Annotated in this window: 10 protein-coding genes; 5 read left to right on the forward strand and 5 right to left on the reverse strand. The window is 71.5% G+C overall.

Annotated features, from left to right (window positions below):
* Positions 1 to 37 precede the first annotated feature (37 nt).
* From glgB to glgX, 3 genes are read right to left on the reverse strand one after another with little or no spacing between them, the layout of a single operon-like run.
* On the reverse strand, positions 38 to 2,236 hold the full coding sequence (gene glgB / locus RL72_RS08265) for a 1,4-alpha-glucan branching protein GlgB (protein WP_045250341.1): 2,199 nt from the start codon (positions 2,234 to 2,236) through the stop codon (positions 38 to 40).
* Positions 2,233 to 4,314, reverse strand: a complete 2,082-nt coding sequence (locus RL72_RS08270) for a maltotransferase domain-containing protein (protein ID WP_428838622.1) — start codon at positions 4,312 to 4,314, stop codon at positions 2,233 to 2,235. The genes glgB and RL72_RS08270 overlap by 4 nt, the downstream gene beginning before the upstream one ends.
* A 46-nt stretch (positions 4,315 to 4,360) precedes the next feature.
* Entirely contained in the window at positions 4,361 to 6,460 is a 2,100-nt protein-coding gene (glgX, locus tag RL72_RS08275) for a glycogen debranching protein GlgX (RefSeq protein WP_082072261.1), read from the reverse strand.
* Between the two features lie 99 nt (positions 6,461 to 6,559).
* Between glgX and RL72_RS08280 the strand changes: the two genes are divergently transcribed.
* The 5 genes from RL72_RS08280 (at position 6,560) to RL72_RS08300 (ending at position 13,463) form a co-directional block, all read left to right on the forward strand.
* On the forward strand, positions 6,560 to 7,732 hold the full coding sequence (locus tag RL72_RS08280; protein ID WP_045250342.1) for a cysteine desulfurase family protein: 1,173 nt from the start codon (positions 6,560 to 6,562) through the stop codon (positions 7,730 to 7,732).
* Between the two features lie 41 nt (positions 7,733 to 7,773).
* Positions 7,774 to 8,871 carry a tRNA 2-thiouridine(34) synthase MnmA gene (mnmA, locus tag RL72_RS08285; RefSeq protein WP_082072263.1) on the forward strand — a complete coding sequence of 366 codons (1,098 nt, stop codon included), beginning with the start codon at positions 7,774 to 7,776 and terminating at the stop codon, positions 8,869 to 8,871.
* A gap of 105 nt (positions 8,872 to 8,976) precedes the next feature.
* A complete protein-coding gene (locus RL72_RS08290) occupies positions 8,977 to 10,248 on the forward strand; it encodes an ATP-binding protein (RefSeq protein ID WP_045250344.1) in 1,272 nt (423 codons plus the stop codon).
* A 52-nt stretch (positions 10,249 to 10,300) separates the two neighbouring features.
* Complete coding sequence (gene ligA, locus RL72_RS08295) at positions 10,301 to 12,616, forward strand: NAD-dependent DNA ligase LigA (protein ID WP_045250345.1); 2,316 nt, start codon at positions 10,301 to 10,303, stop codon at positions 12,614 to 12,616.
* Positions 12,617 to 12,713: 97 nt separating this feature from the next.
* Positions 12,714 to 13,463, forward strand: coding sequence for an ABC transporter permease (locus tag RL72_RS08300; RefSeq protein ID WP_045250346.1), 750 nt, complete (start codon positions 12,714 to 12,716; stop codon positions 13,461 to 13,463).
* A 39-nt stretch (positions 13,464 to 13,502) separates the two neighbouring features.
* On the opposite strand, the gene RL72_RS08305 is transcribed toward RL72_RS08300, so the two are convergent.
* Both RL72_RS08305 and RL72_RS08310 read right to left on the reverse strand, forming a co-directional pair.
* Entirely contained in the window at positions 13,503 to 15,401 is a 1,899-nt protein-coding gene (locus RL72_RS08305; protein WP_045250347.1) for a DEAD/DEAH box helicase, read from the reverse strand.
* Between the two features lie 55 nt (positions 15,402 to 15,456).
* On the reverse strand, positions 15,457 to 16,702 hold a 1,246-nt coding region (locus RL72_RS08310; protein WP_052674269.1), incomplete at its 5' end, for an AMP-binding protein.

Here is a 16,702-nt window from a genome sequence, read left to right on the forward strand (position 1 = left end):
CACCCTAGGAGTGTCGGGCGCGGCGGGATCGTCTCACTCAGCCCTTGCTGACGATCGGCACGTGCGGATCCTTCTGGTGCCGCAGCCAGATGGTCGAGAGCGCGGGCACGGTCAGCGTCGCCTGCGGAGAGCCGTTCTCGACGTCGGTGGCGTACACCAGGCCGAGGTTCCCCTCGCCGTGCCCGCCGAACTCGGCGGCGTCGGTGTTCAGCACCTCCGTCCACCCGCCGGCGAGCGGCAGGTCCAGGCGCACCCCGTGCCGGGTGCTGCCGGCGAAGTTGCTGATCACGGCGAGATGCCCGCCGTGCGCGTCACGGCGCACGAAGGCGACGATGTTCGGATCCCAGTCGGGCGCACCGAGCCGGGTGAACGAGCTGCTGTCATGGTCGCGCTCCCACAGCGGGGCGTTCTGCCGGTACGTGCCGTTGAGCGCGCCGACGAACTCCAGCAGCTGGCGGTGCGAGGGCTGATCGAGCAGCCACCAGTCCAGCCCGCGGTCCACGGACCATTCGGAGAGCTGCCCGAACTCCTGTCCCATGAACAACAGGTTCTTGCCCGGATGCCCCCACATGTACGCGAGGTAGGCGCGCACGTTCGCGAGCTTCGCGGCGTGATCGCCCGGCATCTTCGAGAGCAGGCTGCCCTTGCCGTGCACGACCTCGTCGTGGCTGATCGGCAGGATGTAGTTCTCGCCGAACGCGTACACGAACGAGAACGTCATCTCGCCCTGATGGTGCGAGCGGTACAGAGGATCACGCTCGATGTAGACGAGCGAGTCGTTCATCCAGCCCATGTTCCACTTGAACCCGAAGCCGAGCCCGTGATGGTCCGTGGGGGCGGTGACCCCGGGGAAGCTCGTCGACTCCTCCGCGACCATGACGATGCCGGGGTGGCGGCGGTAGGCGGTGGCGTTGACCTCCTGCAGGAACCGGATCGCCTCCAGGTTCTCCCGTCCGCCGTGCACGTTCGGCTCCCACTCGCCCTCGTTGCGCGAGTAGTCGAGGTAGAGCATCGATGCGACGGCGTCGACGCGCAGCCCGTCCGCGTGGAACTCCTCGAGCCAGAACAGCGCGTTCGCCACGAGGAAGTTGCGCACCTCGTTGCGGCCGTAGTCGAAGATGAGGGTGCCCCAGTCGCGGTGCTCGCCGCGCCGGGGGTCCGGGTGCTCGTACACGGGCTCGCCGTCGAAGCGCGCCAGGGCGAACGCGTCCTTGGGGAAGTGCCCCGGCACCCAGTCGATGATCACGCCGATGCCGGCCTGGTGCAGCCGGTCGATCAGGTAGCGCAGGTCGTCGGGCTCGCCGAAGCGGTGCGTCGCGGCGTAGTACCCGGTCACCTGGTAGCCCCAGGAGCCCGTGAAGGGGTGCTCGGCGACCGGCATGAACTCCACGTGCGTGAACCCGGTGGCCGTCACGTGCGCGATGAGCTCGTCGGCGATGTCTCGGTACCCGAGGCCCGGTCGCCAGGAGCCCAGGTGCAGCTCGTACACGCTCATCGGCTGCGCGACCGCGTGCGTCGCCGCGCGGCGGGTCATCCACGCGCCGTCGCCCCAGGTGTATCCGGAGCGCGTGACGATCGACGCGGTCGCGGGCGCCACCTCGGCGAGCTGCGCCATCGGGTCGGCCTTCAGGATCCAGGCGCCGCCGCGCGTGAGGATCTCGAACTTGTAGCGGGCGCCCACGTCGACGCCGGGCAGGAACAGCTCCCAGACGCCGCTCGAGCCCATCGAGCGCATCGCGTCGAGGCGGCCGTCCCAGCCGTTGAAGTCGCCCACCACGCGCACCGCCTGCGCGTGCGGCGCCCACACGGCGAACGCCGTTCCCGCCTCGCCGTCGACCGTGCGCGGATGGGCCCCGAGCGCCTCCCAGAGGCGCTCGTGCCGTCCTTCGCGGATCAGGTGCAGGTCGAGCTCGCCGATCGTCGGTGCGTGGCGGTACGGGTCTGCGGCGATCCAGTCGGGGGCGTCTCCGTAGGTCGCCTTGATCCGGTAGCCGTCGAGCGGACCGGTGACCTCGCCTTCCCAGATCCCCTCCGCGAGATGCGTCAGGGGAGTCTCGACGCCGTCGTCGACCAGCACCGACACGCTCTTGGCCAGCGGGCGCAGCGCGCGCACGACCGCGACCCGTCTGCCGCCCTCGACGGGCTGCGGATGCGCTCCGAGCACGGAGTGCGGGTCGTGGTGCGAGCCCGAGGCCACGGCCTCGAGCACAGCCGCATCGATCGTCGTGGTGATCATGGCTGCCCCTTCACATGGAGGATGTGCACCGGCTCCGTGAAGGCGTCCAGGCGCACGAAATTGTGATCCGTCCAGGTCCAGACGGATCCGGTGACGAGGTCCTCGACCTCGTACGCCGTCCCGGGCTCGACACCCCAGGCGAGGGTGTCGAGATGCACCGTGGTCTGCCGCACCGAGTGCGGGTCGACGTTGGCGACGACGATGATCGTGTCGGCGGCGCCGGTGCCGGTGAAGGGCGCGTCCAGGTGCTTGGAGAACACCAGGATCGCGTCGTCGTCGCTCCAGTGCAGCCGCAGGTTTCGCAGCTGACGCAGAGCCGGGTGCGCACGACGGATCTCGTTGAGCCGGGTGAGGTAGGGGGCCAGCGAGCGGCCCTCCGCCTCGGCCTTCGCCCAGTCGCGCAGCTTGTACTCGTACTTCTCGTTGTCGATGTTCTCCTCGGAGCCCGGCCGGGCGACGTTCTCGTACAGCTCGTAGCCGGCGTAGACGCCGTAGAGCGGTGCGGCCGTGGCCGCGATCGCCGCGCGGATCCGATACGCGGCAGGTCCTCCGAACTGCAGGTACTCGGTCAGGATGTCCGGGGTGTTCACGAACAGGTTCGGCCGCATGTAGTCGGCCGTCTCCTGCGACACCGAGAGCAGGAACTCCTCCAGCTCCGCCTTGGTGTTGCGCCAGGTGAAGTAGCTGTAGCTCTGCTGGAACCCGACCGCGGCGAGCCCGCGCATGGGAGCGGGGCGCGTGAACGCCTCGGCGAGGAAGACGACGTCGGGGTGCTTGGTGTTGACCGTGCGGATCAGCCATTCCCAGAAGCGCAGCGGCTTGGTGTGCGGGTTGTCCACCCGGAAGATCCGCACGCCCTGCGCGATCCAGTGCTCGACGATCCGCAGCACCTCGGTGTACAGGCCCACCGGATCCCGGTCGAAGTTCAGCGGGTAGATGTCCTGGTACTTCTTGGGAGGGTTCTCCGCGTAGGCGATCGTGCCGTCGGGCAGCTCGGTGAACCACTCGGGGTGCGCTGCCACCCAGGGGTGGTCCGGCGCGGCCTGCAGCGCGAGGTCGAGGGCGACCTCGAGGTCCAGGGCGTTCGCCTTCTTCACGAAGCGGCGGAAGTCGGCCAGTGTGCCGAGATCGGGGTGCACGGCGTCGTGCCCGCCCTCGGCGGCGCCCACGGCCCACGGGGAGCCCGGATCGGCGGGTCCGGCGACAAGAGTGTTGTTGGGTCCCTTGCGGTTGAGCCGGCCGATGGGGTGGATCGGCGGGAGGTACAGCACGTCGAATCCCATCGCGGCCACGGCCGGCAGGCGCTTCTCCGCCGTCTTGAAGGTGCCGCTCGCGATCGTGCCGTCCGGGTTCTGCACGGCGCCCTCGGAGCGCGGGAAGAACTCGTACCAGGCCGCGGCCCCCGCGATGGTCGGCTCGACGACGATCGTCTGCCAGGCCGTGGCCGAGTCGAGCGCGGTGAGCGGACGCTCCGCGAAGAGCGCGGCGAGCTCGGGGTCCGTCGCGACGGCCAGGGCCTCGTCGGCGGTGCCGTCGGGGGAGGACAGCGACTCCGCGATCCCGGCGAGGTGCTTGCGCTCGGGCTTGGGGCGCGACTTGTCCTTGGCGGCGCGCGAGAGCAGACCCGCGCCGAGGGCGCGCATGACCTCGACGTCGACGCCGGCCGCGATCTTCAGCTCGGCGGCGTGCGCCCACGTGGCGAACTCGTCGGCGAACGCCTCGAACCGGAACGTCCAGGCGTGCTCCTCGTCGAGGGCGACGTCGACCTGCCACCGGTCGGTGCCGTCCTGCAGCGGCGTGAGCCGGTGCAGGCTCTCCTGGTGGTTCGGGGTGCGCAGGCGCAGATGCACCCCGATCAGGTCGTGTCCCTCGCGGAAGGCGACGACCCGGAACGGGATCACCTCGCCCGAGAAGGCCTTGGGCGGGAAGCCCTCGGGCGCCGCCGGAGAGGCGTCCACGAGCGGGATCCGCGTGGTCTGCGCGTCGGCGGCATCGATGTCCGGCAGCGCGCGCACCGGGATCTGAGCGGTGCTGCGGAGAGCATCGGACGAGGGCTGTGCGGCAGTTCGTTCGGACACACCCTGAACCTACCGCTCCCGGGCCGACTTGGAGGTAACGGGCGCGTCACTCCGCGCGGAACAGTCGCATCGAGGTGCCGGGCAGCGCGATCACGTCGCCGGGACGATGCACGGTCTCCACGGGGGAGGGACGCTCATCCGCGCTCGACCAGAGCGAGACATACCGCGTCACGTCCTCGATGACGGGCAGGCGCACGTCGATCGGAGACTCCGTGCCGTGCACGATCAGCAGGATGCGGTTGAACGCCTCCTTGTCGGGAGTGGACGCGGCCACGTACTGCAGCGTGCGGTTGCGGGGGTCGTTCCACTGCTCGACCTCCATCGTGTCGCCGTCCTGATCGAACCAGTCCATCACCGAGGCGTTCGGGATGTGCTCGCCGAGCCGGGCGTACAGGAGCGGGCGCAGTGCCGGATTCTCGTCCCGCAGCCGGGTGAGCAGCGAGGCGTGCGCGAGGAGGTCCTTCTGCCACGGCTCGTGATCCCAGTTGAGCCAGCTGATCGCGGAGTCCTGGCAGTAGGCGTTGTTGTTGCCGCGCTGGGTGCGACCGAACTCGTCGCCTGCCGTGATCATCGGCACGCCGGCCGAGAAGAGCAGCGTGCCCAGCAGGTTGCGCATGGCCTTGCGCCGCGCCGCGAGGATGCCCTGATCCTCCGTGGGGCCCTCCGCACCGTGGTTGAACGAGCGGTTCATGTCGGCGCCGTCGCGGTTGTCCTCGCCGTTCGCCTCGTTGTGCTTGACGTCGTACGCGACGAGATCGTGCAGGGTGAAGCCGTCGTGGGCGGTGACGAAGTTGATGCTCGCGAGCGGTCCGCGCTCGTCGCTGAAGGTGTTCGCGGATCCGGCGAGACGGTTCGCGAACCCGCCGATGCCGGTCGGCGCCGAGGCCCGGCGAGCGTAGTCGATGTCGCTGAGCCAGAAGTTGCGGACGCGGTCGCGGTAGCGGTCGTTCCACTCGCTCCACCCGGTGGGGAAGTTGCCCGTCTGCCATCCGCCCAGCCCGACGTCCCACGGCTCCGCGATGATCTTGGCATCCGCGAGCACCGGATCCGTGCGGATCGCGTGCAGCAGCGGGTGGTCCGGCGTGTACGTGTTCGCCTCGTCGCGCCCGAGGGCCGTGGCGAGATCGAAGCGGAATCCGTCGACCTGCATCTCGGTGGTCCAGTAGCGCAGCGAGTCCAGCACCAGGCGGGCGGCCGCCGGCGTCGCCGTGTTCAGCGTGTTGCCGCAGCCCGTCGTGTCGACGTAGCTGCCGTCCGGGAGCTGGCGGTAGTACAGGGCGTTGTCGATGCCGCGCAGGCTCGTGCGCGGGCCGCCGATGCCCTCCTCGTTCGTGTGGTTGTACACGACATCGAGGATCACCTCGATTCCCGCCTCGTGCAGCAGCTTCACCATGCCCTTGAACTCGCGCAGCACCGCCTCCGGGCCCTCCTTGCGGGCCTCGTCGGTCGCATAGGCCGCGTGCGGGGTGAAGAAGTTCAGGGTGTTGTAGCCCCAGTAGTTCGTGAGGCCCCGATCCAGCAGGCGCGGCTCCGACGCGAACGCGTGCACGGGGAGCAGCTCGACGGCCGTGATCCCGAGCTCGCGGTAGTACTCGATCATCGCCGGGTGGGCGAGTCCGGCGTACGTGCCGTGCAGTGCCGGCGGAACGCCGGGGTGGCGCTTGGTGAGGCCCTTGACGTGGCCCTCGTAGATCACGGTGCGATCCAGCGGGGTGTTCGGCTTGGCGACACCCGCCCAGTCGAAGCCGTCGGCGATCACCACCGACCGCCACTCCTCGTAGCCGTCGCCCTGCGCGAGACCCCGGGCGTACGGGTCGAGCAGCAGCGTCTCCGGGTTGAACGTGTTGCCGGGACTGTGCGCACCGTCCACGCGCAGCGCATACCGGGTGCCGGGCTGCAGGAGCTCCGTCGTGAGCTCCCAGACGCCGCCCGGGCGCCGCTCGAGCGCGAGCTGGGCGGTCTCCCAGTCCAGGTCGGTCTCGTCGAAGATCACGAGCTCGATGGACGAGGCGTTCTGAGACCAGACGCGCAGCGTCGCGACCCCGTCGTGGAGGCGGACGCCCAGGTCGTCCAGAGACGGGCTGCACAGAGCACAGCCCTCGCCGTCGGGTGCCGGCGTCTCGTCCTCAATGGCATGCGGACACATGAGGGAAAGAATACGCGGCGTGCGCCGCCTGGGATGCCACCGCGTGTCGCGATCCGTGCCACCGAGTCCCGAAGCGTCGCAAGATGCGAGAGTGGAGGGGTGCACTACCTGGATCACGCCGCCACCACCGATCTGCGCCCCGAGGCCGCGGACGAATGGCTGCGGGTCGCGCAGACCACCGGCAACGCCTCGTCCACGCACGGCGCCGGACAACAGGCCCGCCGGATCCTGGAGGAGTCCAGGGAGAGGATCGCGGCCGTCCTCGACTGCGATCCGATCGAGGTGGTGCTGACCTCCGGCGGCACGGAGTCGGTCAACCTCGCCGTGCAGGGCCTGTGGCGCGCCCGACCCGCGGGGAGCGACGCCGTGGTGCTGCCCGACGGCGAGCACCACGCCACCCTCGACACCGTCGCCGCGCTCGCCGCGGACGGCGCCCGGGTGGTCCCCGTCCGTCTCGACGCCGTCGGGCGCATCCCGGTCGCCGGGTTCCGCGACGCCGTGGCCGGCGGCGGGATCGCCGTCGCCACGGCCCTCGTCGCGAACAACGAGGTGGGGACCGTCAACGACGCGGCCGCCCTGGCGGGCGCCGCCGCGGAGGCCGCGGTCCCGATGCATCTCGACGCCGTCGCCGCGCTCGGCCACCTGCCGCTGTCGTTCCGGGCGTGGCGAGGGGAGGCGCGGGCCGGATCCGGACTCGTCGCGCTCAGCGTCGCGGGGCACAAGATCGGTGCCCCGGTCGGCACGGGAGCCCTCGTGGTCGCGCGCTCCGCCCGCCTCGCTCCGCTGCTGCACGGCGGCGCGCAGCAGCGCGGGCTGCGATCGGGCACCCAGGACGTCGCCGGAGCGGCGGCGTTCGCCGTGGCCGTGGAGCTCGCGGAATCCGAGCGGGCCGCCGAGTCCGTGCGTCTGGCGTCGTTGCGCGACCGGCTCGTGTCGGGCGTGCTCGCGCGCGTGCCGGAGGCGGCGCTGCTCGGCGATCCGGATCCGGAGGGTCGTCTCGCCGGCAACGCGCACCTGCTGTTCCCCGGAGCACCGAGCGAGAGCCTGCTGTTCCTGCTCGACGCCTCGGGGATCTCGGCGTCGGCGGGATCCGCCTGCCAGGCGGGCGTCGCCGAGCCATCCCACGTCGTGCAGGCGCTCGGACGCACCGAGACGGATGCCCGCAGTGTCATCCGGTTCACGCTCGGGCGCACCTCCGGCGACGCCGACGTCGACGCGCTGCTCTCCGTGATCGGCGACGCCTACGGGCGGGCCTCCGGCGCCGGACGCTGAGGGTCGGCCCCTCTCCAGCAAGCCGCTCGTAGACTGGATCCATGCGTGTTCTGGCGGCGATGAGCGGGGGAGTGGACTCCGCGGTCGCCGCGGCGCGCGCGGTCGAGGCCGGTCACGACGTGGTGGGCGTGCATCTGGCTCTGTCCCGCGCCGGCGGCACGCTGCGCACGGGCAGTCGCGGCTGCTGCACCATCGAGGACGCGATGGACGCCCGGCGGGCGGCCGACCTCCTCGGGATCCCGTTCTACGTCTGGGATTTCTCGGAGCGCTTCCGCGAGGACGTGATCGACGACTTCGTCGCCGAGTACCGGGCGGGCCGCACTCCGAACCCGTGCCTGCGGTGCAACGAGAAGATCAAGTTCGCGGCTCTGCTGGAGCGGGCGATCGAGCTCGGCTTCGACGCTGTCTGCACCGGTCACTACGCCACGCTGGTCGACGGCGCCGACGGCCTCGAGCTCCATCGCGCCTCGGACGCCGCCAAGGACCAGTCGTACGTGCTGGGCGTGCTGAACGCCGAGCAGCTGGCGCACACGTACTTCCCGCTCGGATCCACGCCCTCCAAGGCCCTCGTGCGCGCCGAGGCCGCCGAGCGCGGGCTGAGCGTGGCGCAGAAGCCCGACAGCCATGACATCTGCTTCATCCCCGACGGGGACACCCGCGGCTGGCTGGCGGAGAAGGTCGGCGCCGAGCAGGGCGAGATCCTCGACCGCGACGGCGCGGTGGTCGGCACCCACGACGGCGCGCACGCGTTCACGGTGGGGCAGCGCCGGGGTCTGCGCCTGGGCGTTCCGGCGCCGGACGGCAAGCCGCGCTTCGTGCTCGAGGTGCGCCCGGTCTCGAACACCGTCGTGGTCGGGCCGAAGGAGGCCCTCGCGATCGCCGAGATCGCAGGATCCCGCCGCTCCTGGGCGGGCGCCGCACCGACGCAGCAGGAGTTCGCATGCGAGGTGCAGATCCGTGCGCACGCGGATCCGGTCCCCGCGCGGGCGCACGTCTCGGTCGAGGGCGTGCGGGTGGTTCCGGACCGGCCGCTCGACGGCGTCGCACCCGGACAGAGCGCCGTGCTGTACGTGGGCACCCGGGTGCTCGGGCAGTTCACGATCGATCGCACCGTGTCGGCGGTTCCGGTCGGAGCCTGAGCGCGCTGTCGCGGCCGACGACCTCGGTTGTCACCGGCGTCATCTCGGCGCAGGGCGGTGCCGGACTCTGTGATGATGGGTCCACAGTGCGACGAAGGGGCCGCCATGACGAGGACGTACATCCGGGATTTCCACGGCGATGACCTGGACCAGGTCGTCCGCCTCTGGGGTCAGGTCACCCGGGGCAACGAATGGCCGATCTACTCCCTCGCCGAGGTGATCGCCTCCTGCCAGCAGGACCACGCGGTCGTGGCTGTGCAGGGCGACCTGCTCGTCGGGGTCGCCGTCGGCCGCGCCGCCCACGCGCAGGGGTGGATCGTGTTCTTCGGAACGACCGACGATGCGCCCTCCGACGTGAGCTCGTCGCTGCTGCACGCGCTGGAGCGACGGATGGCGCCGCTCGGGCTCGCCAAGCTGTCCGTGCTCATCCCGGAGGCGGACGGACTGGGCGCGTTCACCGACAACGGCTTCGAGGTGCATCACTCGGTGCGCTACCTCGAGCGGGGCATGCCGATCCAGCGGCGCGAGATCGATGCGCTCAAGGAGGTCGGCGGCAGGATCCTGCCCCCGCATCTCTGGGATCGCGTCGCCGGCATGACGCACGAGAAGACGCTGCTCGAGGAGCGCCTCGTGACGCCGCTCGCCCGTCCGGAGCTCGCCGAGAGGTTCGGCGTCGTGCCGCCGCGTGCGGTCATGCTGTTCGGCCCTCCCGGAACGGGCAAGACGACGTTCGCGCGGGCCGTGGCTTCGCGTCTGGACTGGCCGTTCGTGGAGCTCTTCCCGTCGCGGCTCGCCGACGGCGGCGCAGGGCTCGCCGGCGGCCTGCGCGCGTCGTTCGAGACCATCGACGAGCTCGAGCACGCCGTCGTGTTCATCGACGAGGTGGAGGAGATCGCCTCGCGCCGCGGCGGCACGCCGCCGTCCCCGACGCAGGGCGTGACCAACGAGCTGCTCAAGCTCGTGGCCGACTTCCGCGACCGGGAGGGGCGGATCCTGATCTGCGCGACGAACTTCATCCGCGCGCTCGACGCGGCGTTCCTGCGGCACGGGCGCTTCGACTACGTCATCCCGATCGGCCTGCCCGACGCCGAGGCCCGTCGCGCGATCTGGGCACGGTACATCCCGGTCGAGTCGGCCGACGACGTGGATCTGGACCGCCTCGTCGCGGCCAGCGACGGGCTCACGCCGGCGGACATCGAGTACGCCGCGCGGCGCGCATCCCAGGAGGCGCTCGCCCGAGCGCTGCGCGACGGCGTCGACGGCTCCGCGCTCGGGACCGACGACTACGCCCGCGCCCTCGGCAGCACCCGGGCGACGGTGTCGGCCGAGGAGGTCGCGGAGTTCCGCGACGACATCGAGACCATCGCCCGGCTCTGAGCTCCCGCGCGGGCGCGGGGTGGATGTCGTCGCCCGCTCGTAGACTTCAGAGGTGCCGGAGAACATCTCGTTGGAAGCCGCCCGCGCCGAGGCGGAGGAGCTGACCACCCGCATCCTCGAGGCGAAGGACGCGTACTACGGGCGCGACACGTCGCTCGTGGACGACGCGACGTACGACGGCTGGATGCACCGGCTCGAAGAGCTCGAGCGACTGCACCCCGAGCTCCAGGGGCAGGACTCGCCGACCCAGATGGTGGGCGCGGCCGAGGCGACGGGCCTGCAGACCATCGAGCACGCCGAGCGCATGCTCAGCCTCGACAACGTGTTCTCGATCGAGGAGCTGCGGGAGTGGGCCGCCAAGACCCGCGCCGCCGCGGGCCGCGAGGTGGCCTGGCTCACCGAGCTCAAGATCGACGGGCTCGCGATCAACCTCCGTTACGAGAACGGCGTGCTCACGTCCGCGGCGACCCGCGGCGACGGGCGCGTCGGCGAGATCGTCACCGAGAACGCGCTGCGCGTCGCCGGCATCCCCGAGCGCCTGAGCGGATCCGGCCACCCGCCGATCGTCGAGGTGCGCGGAGAGGTGTTCATCCCGGTCGCGGCCTTCGAGCGCCTGAACGCCGCGCAGGCCGCCTTCCGGGACCGCGCGTACGCCGAGGCCCTGGAGCGCTGGCAGGCGCGGGGCGGGGCCAAGAAGCCGTTCGACGAGGAGAAGGCCCGCACGGCCGCGGCGCGCCGCTTCCCGTCGTTCGCGAACCCGCGCAACGCGGCGAGCGGAGGCCTGCGTCAGCAGCTCGACAAGAAGGACGGCATGGAGCTCGAGGCGGGACTGCTCCGCGTCGACTCGCTCGCGCTGTACGTGCACGGCATCGGCGCCTGGCAGGATCCGCCCGTCGCGGCGCAGAGCCAGGTGTACGACCTGCTGGCGGAGTGGAGTCTGCCCACGAGCCCGCACACGCGGGTGTGCTCCTCGATCGACGAGGTCGCCGAGTTCGTCGCGTATTTCGGCGAGCACCGCCACGACATCGAGCACGAGCTCGACGGCATCGTGGTCAAGGTCGACGAGCTCGACCTGCACGATGAGCTGGGCGCCACCAGTCGCGCGCCGCGCTGGGCGATCGCCTACAAGTACCCGCCGGAGGAGGTGCAGACCACCCTCCTCGACATCGTCGTCTCGGTCGGCCGGACGGGCCGGGCCACGCCGTTCGCCGTGATGGCGCCCGCGCACGTCGCCGGATCCGTGGTGCGGCAGGCCACGCTGCACAACAAGGACGTGGTCAAGGCGAAGGGCGTGCTCATCGGCGACACCGTCGTGCTGCGCAAGGCCGGCGACGTGATCCCGGAGGTGCTCGGCCCCGTGGTCGAACGCCGTGACGGCACCGAGCGCGAGTTCGTGATGCCCGAGCGCTGCCCGGAGTGCGGGTCGATCCTCGCGCCCGCCAAGGAGGGCGACATCGATCTGCGCTGCCCCAACACGCGCTCGTGCCCCGCGCAGGTGCGCGGTCGGGTCGAGCACATCGGCTCGCGCGGCGCCCTGGACGTGGAAGCGCTCGGCGAGGTGACGGCCGCGGCTCTGACGCAGCCCAGCCACCCCGCGGTGCCGCCCCTGGAGACCGAGGCCGGGCTGTTCACGCTCTCCCTCGATCAGCTCGTGCCCATCGAGGTCGTCGTCCGCGACGCCGAGACCGGGCTGCCGAAGGAGGACGAGGACGGGATCGTGAAGACCCGCGCCCCGTTCCGGCGCAACGCCACGGCGGCGGAGAAGAAGGACGGGATCACGGCGCCGCAGCCGTCCTCGCAGGCGGTCAAGCTGCTGGCGGAGCTGGAGAAGGCGAAGACCAAGGAGCTGTGGCGGCTGCTGGTCGCCCTGAACATCCGCCACGTCGGACCGGTCGCGGCACGCGCGCTCGCGCAGTGGTTCGGCTCGCTCGACGCGATCCGCGCCGCGACGCGTGAGGAGCTCGCCGCGGTCGAGGGGGTCGGCGGGATCATCGCCGACTCGCTGCTGGACTGGTTCACGGTCGACTGGCACCAGGAGATCGTGCAGCGCTGGGCGGACGCCGGTGTGCAGTGGGCGACGCCCGGCCATCCCGGCCCGGGGGCCGCCGTGTCCGAGGGCGGCGTGCTCGACGGCCTCACCGTCGTGGCGACGGGCTCCCTTGACGGGTACACGCGAGAGGGCGCGCAGGAGGCGATCATCAAGGCCGGCGGCAAGGCGGCCTCGAGCGTCTCCAAGAAGACCGACTTCGTCGCCGCCGGCCCGGGGGCCGGGTCCAAGCTCGCCAAGGCCGAGGAGCTCGGGGTGCGGGTCCTCGACGCCGCGCAGTTCCACCTGCTCGTGACGGAGGGGCCTGCGGCGCTCGGCTGAGCCCGGAGGGCACGGGCGCTGACGCGGCGCTCGTGCGTCGTGGATCCTCGGTCCTGGGCGCTGCGGGCCGCCTAGAGTGGCCGAAGAGAGGGATGCCATGACGAGCGGAGTCGATCTGCTGCCGACCATCGTCGGCGTGCTGGTGCTGGCCGCGATCGCGACGGTCGCGCTCGCGCTGTTCCGGACGCCGGGCCGGTGGACGCCCGCCTTCGCGATCCTGCGCGGAGCGGTGCAGCTCGCCGTGATCAGCGTGATCCTGACCGGCATCGTCGCGCAGCCGGCCTGGATCGGCGTGGCGCTGCTGGTGATGTTCGGCATCGCGACGGGGGTCGCCGTGCGCCGCACCGGCGGTGGCCGCCACATGGTCGCCGTCATGGCGTCCTCGATCGGCGCCGGCGCCGTCGTCTCGATCGGGACCGTGTTCGCCACCGGGGCGCTCGCGCCGACGCCCCGTTATCTGCTCGCCATCGGGGCGATCCTGATCGGCAACTCCATGAGCATCGCCACCCTCGCGGGGCGGCGCTTCACGGCATCCGTCGCGGATCGCTGGGAAGAGGTCGAGGGGTGGCTCGCGCTCGGCGCGACGCCGCGCCGCTCGACGCTCGACCTGGCTCGCAGAGCTGTGCGGGAAGCGCTGATCCCGTCGATCGACCAGACGAAGACGACAGGCCTGGTGGTGCTCCCCGGAGCGTTCGTCGGCGCGATCTTCGGCGGGCTCTCCCCGCTGGAGGCCGGACGGTTCCAGATCGTCGTGCTGGCGGCGATCATGGCCGCCGGCGCGGTCACCGCCGTGCTCATCGCGACCTGGCTCGGGCCCGTGCGCACGAAGCCCGTGCTGGCGGCCTGACCCGGTCGGCTCGCGGGCCGCGAACCGACCGGGGTCGGCTCAGTCCTTGTGGCGCGGCTTGCGCGGCGGGCGCGCGTCCGTGCTGCGGTCGTCCCGGGGACGGTCGTCGCGGCGGGGCCGGTCGCCGTAGCCGCGGTCGTCACGACGCGGGCGGTCGCCGTAGCCGCGGTCGTCGCGTCCTCGGTCATCCCGGTCACGACGCGGGCCGCGGTTCGGGCGCCCGGTGTCGCGCTGGATCTCGATGAGCCGTCCGGAGATGCGCGTGTCGCGGAGGCGGTCCAGCACCGAGGAGTCGAGGTTCGCCGGCAGCTCCACGATGGAGAAGTCCGGGCGGATCGTGATCGCGCCGAAGTCGTCACGACCGAGGCCGCCCTCGTTCGCCAGCGCGCCGACGATCTGCCGCGGCTCGACGCGATGGCGCCGGCCGACCTCGATGCGGTACGGCGTGTAATCGCCGCGGCTGCGACGCTCGGTGCGGGGTTCGCGGTCTCGCGCGTCGCGGCCACCGGCGCGGTCCGGGCGGTCGGTCCGCGGGGGGCGGTTGTCCGCGGCGACGGCGGCGGACAGCGCGTCGTTCTCGGGATCCAGCAGCAGCGGGGTCTCGCCCTGCGCGACGACGGCGAGGGCGGCGGCGACATCGGCCTCGGGCACGTCGTGGTGGCGCACGTAGTGGGCGATGATGTCGCGGAATCCCTCGATCCGTCCCGTCTCCTCCAGCGCCGCGGTGATGGCGTCGTCGAAGCGCGCCAGGCGCGTGCTGTTCACGTCCTCGGTCGTGGGCAGCTGCATCTGCGCGGGCTGCTGTCGGGTGGCGCGCTCGATGTGCTTGAGCAGGTACCGCTCGCGCGGGGTGATGAAGCTGATCGCGTCGCCCGAGCGGCCGGCGCGCCCGGTGCGGCCGATGCGGTGCACGTACGACTCGGTGTCGGTCGGGATGTCGAAGTTGACGACGTGGCTGATCCGCTCGACGTCGAGACCACGGGCCGCGACGTCGGTGGCGACGAGGATGTCGAGCTTGCCGTCCTTGAGCTGTCCGACCGTGCGCTCGCGCATCGGCTGCGGGATGTCGCCGTTGATCGCGGCGGCGGAGTACCCGCGGGCGCGGAGCTTCTCGGCGAGCGTCTCGGTCTCGTTCTTGGTGCGGACGAACACGATCATCCCCTCGAAGTTCTCCACCTCGAGGATCCTCGTGAGGGCATCCACCTTCTGGGCGTACGAGACGACCAGGTAGCGCTGCGTGATGTTGGCGTTCGTCGTGGTCTTCGCCTTGACCGAGATCTCCTCGGGGTCGTGCAGGTACTGCTGCGCGAGCCGGCGGATCGTGGCGGGCATCGTGGCCGAGAACAGGGCCACCTGCTTGTCCTCGGGCGTCTGGGCGAGGATCTGCTCCACGTCCTCCGCGAAGCCCATCTTGAGCATCTCGTCGGCCTCGTCGAGCACCAGGTTCTTCAGCTCGGACAGGTCGAGCGTGCCCTTCGCGAGGTGGTCCATGATGCGACCGGGCGTGCCGACGACGATGTGCACGCCGCGGCGCAGGGCGGACAGCTGGACGCCGTACCCCTGCCCGCCGTACACGGGCAGCAGGTGCACGCCGGGCATCTGGGCGGCGTAGGCCTCGAACGCCTCGGCGACCTGAAGGGCGAGCTCGCGCGTGGGGGCGAGCACGAGCGCCTGCGGCTTGCTCTGACGCAGATCCAGGTTCTCCAGGATCGGGAGGGCGAACGCGGCGGTCTTGCCGGTTCCGGTCTGCGCGGTGCCCAGCACGTCGCGGCCGCCGAGCAGCAGCGGGATCGTCTCGCGCTGGATCGCGGACGGAGTCTCGTAGCCGAGCGCCTTGATCGCGGCGAGCACCGGCCCGGTGATGCCGAGCTCCTCGAATCCGGGGGTCGTTTCGGCGTCGGCGGGGGCGTCTTCGTGAGTCGCGGCGTCTTCAGTCACATCTCAGAGTACCGTCCCGACCGGTGCCGCCGCTGGGAGGGGCCCCGGGCGAGCGTCAGCTCCCGGACGTCAGGGCGACCAGGCGCTCCTTGACCTGACGCCGCAGGACCTTGCCGATCAGCGACTTCGGCAGCTCGTCGACCACGAAGATGCGCCGCGGCACCTTGTACGGCGTGAGGATGCCGCGCGCGAACTCCCGGATCGCCTCGACATCGACGTCCTTGCCCGGATCCACCACGATCGCGGCCACGACCTCCTCGCCGGAGTGGTCGCTGGGAAGGCCCACGACAGCGGCGTCCACCACGTCGGGGTGCTGGCGCAGCGCCCCCTCGACCTCCGTCGGGGCGACGTTGAACCCGCCGGTGATGATCAGCTCCTTGATCCGGTCGACGATCCGCACGAAGCCGGCGTCGTCGATCGTGACGATGTCGCCGGTGCGGAACCAGCCGTCCGCGAACACGGCCTCGGTCTCCTCGGGCTTGCCGTAGTAGCCGCCGAAGACCTGGGGTCCGCGTACGACCAGTTCTCCGGGCTGTCCCGGCGCGACGTCGGCGGTGGGCTCGTCGGGATCCACGACGCGGCACTCGGTGCCGGGCAGCGGCAGCCCCACGGTGCCGGGGACGCGGTTCCCCGCCACGGGGTTCGCCATGAGTACGGGGGAGCACTCGCTGAGCCCGTACCCCTCGACGAGGTAGCCGCCGGTCGCCTTCTCGAACGGCACGACGAGCTCGTGCGGCAGCGCCATCGCGCCGGAGATCGCGATCTCCGTCCCCGCGAGCGACACGCCCTTCGCCGTCGCCGCGGCCAGCAGCCGGTCGGCGATCGGCGGCACCAGGGGGAGGAAGGTCGCGGGGCGCTTCTTGGTGACCTCGAGCACCAGATCCGGGTCGAACTTCGGGAACAGGACGAGTCGTGCGCCCATCGACATGGCGAACGTCAGGCACAGGGTCAGGCCGTAGGCGTGGAACATGGGCAGTACGGCGTACACGACGCACCCGTCGCCGCGGGTGATGGAGGGCACCCACGCCTGCGCCTGTGCGGCGTTGGCGAGCAGGTTGCGGTGGGTCAGCGAGGCGCCCTTCGGCGTGCCCGTGGTTCCCGAGGTGTACTGGATGATCGCCAGGTCGTCGGTCGCGGGGCGGGGGTGGGAGGCGCGCAGCGGGGCATGGCCGACCACGGACTCCCAGGGCACGGTGCCGCGCACCGTACCCCTCGACGAGGTAGCCGCCGGTCGCCTTCTCGAACGGCACGACGAGCTCGTGCGGCAGCGCCATCGCGCCGGAGATCGCGATCTCCGTCCC

The organism is Microbacterium azadirachtae, from assembly GCF_000956545.1.
Taxonomy (GTDB): domain Bacteria; phylum Actinomycetota; class Actinomycetes; order Actinomycetales; family Microbacteriaceae; genus Microbacterium; species Microbacterium azadirachtae.

Coding starts and splice junctions, on each gene's coding strand:
- glgB (WP_045250341.1), bottom strand. CDS start 2,236: ATGATCACCACGACGATCGATGCGGCTGTGCTCGAGGCCGTGGCCTCG.
- glgX (WP_082072261.1), bottom strand. CDS start 6,460: ATGTGTCCGCATGCCATTGAGGACGAGACGCCGGCACCCGACGGCGAG.
- mnmA (WP_082072263.1), top strand. CDS start 7,774: ATGCGTGTTCTGGCGGCGATGAGCGGGGGAGTGGACTCCGCGGTCGCC.
- RL72_RS08290 (WP_045250344.1), top strand. CDS start 8,977: ATGACGAGGACGTACATCCGGGATTTCCACGGCGATGACCTGGACCAG.
- RL72_RS08300 (WP_045250346.1), top strand. CDS start 12,714: ATGACGAGCGGAGTCGATCTGCTGCCGACCATCGTCGGCGTGCTGGTG.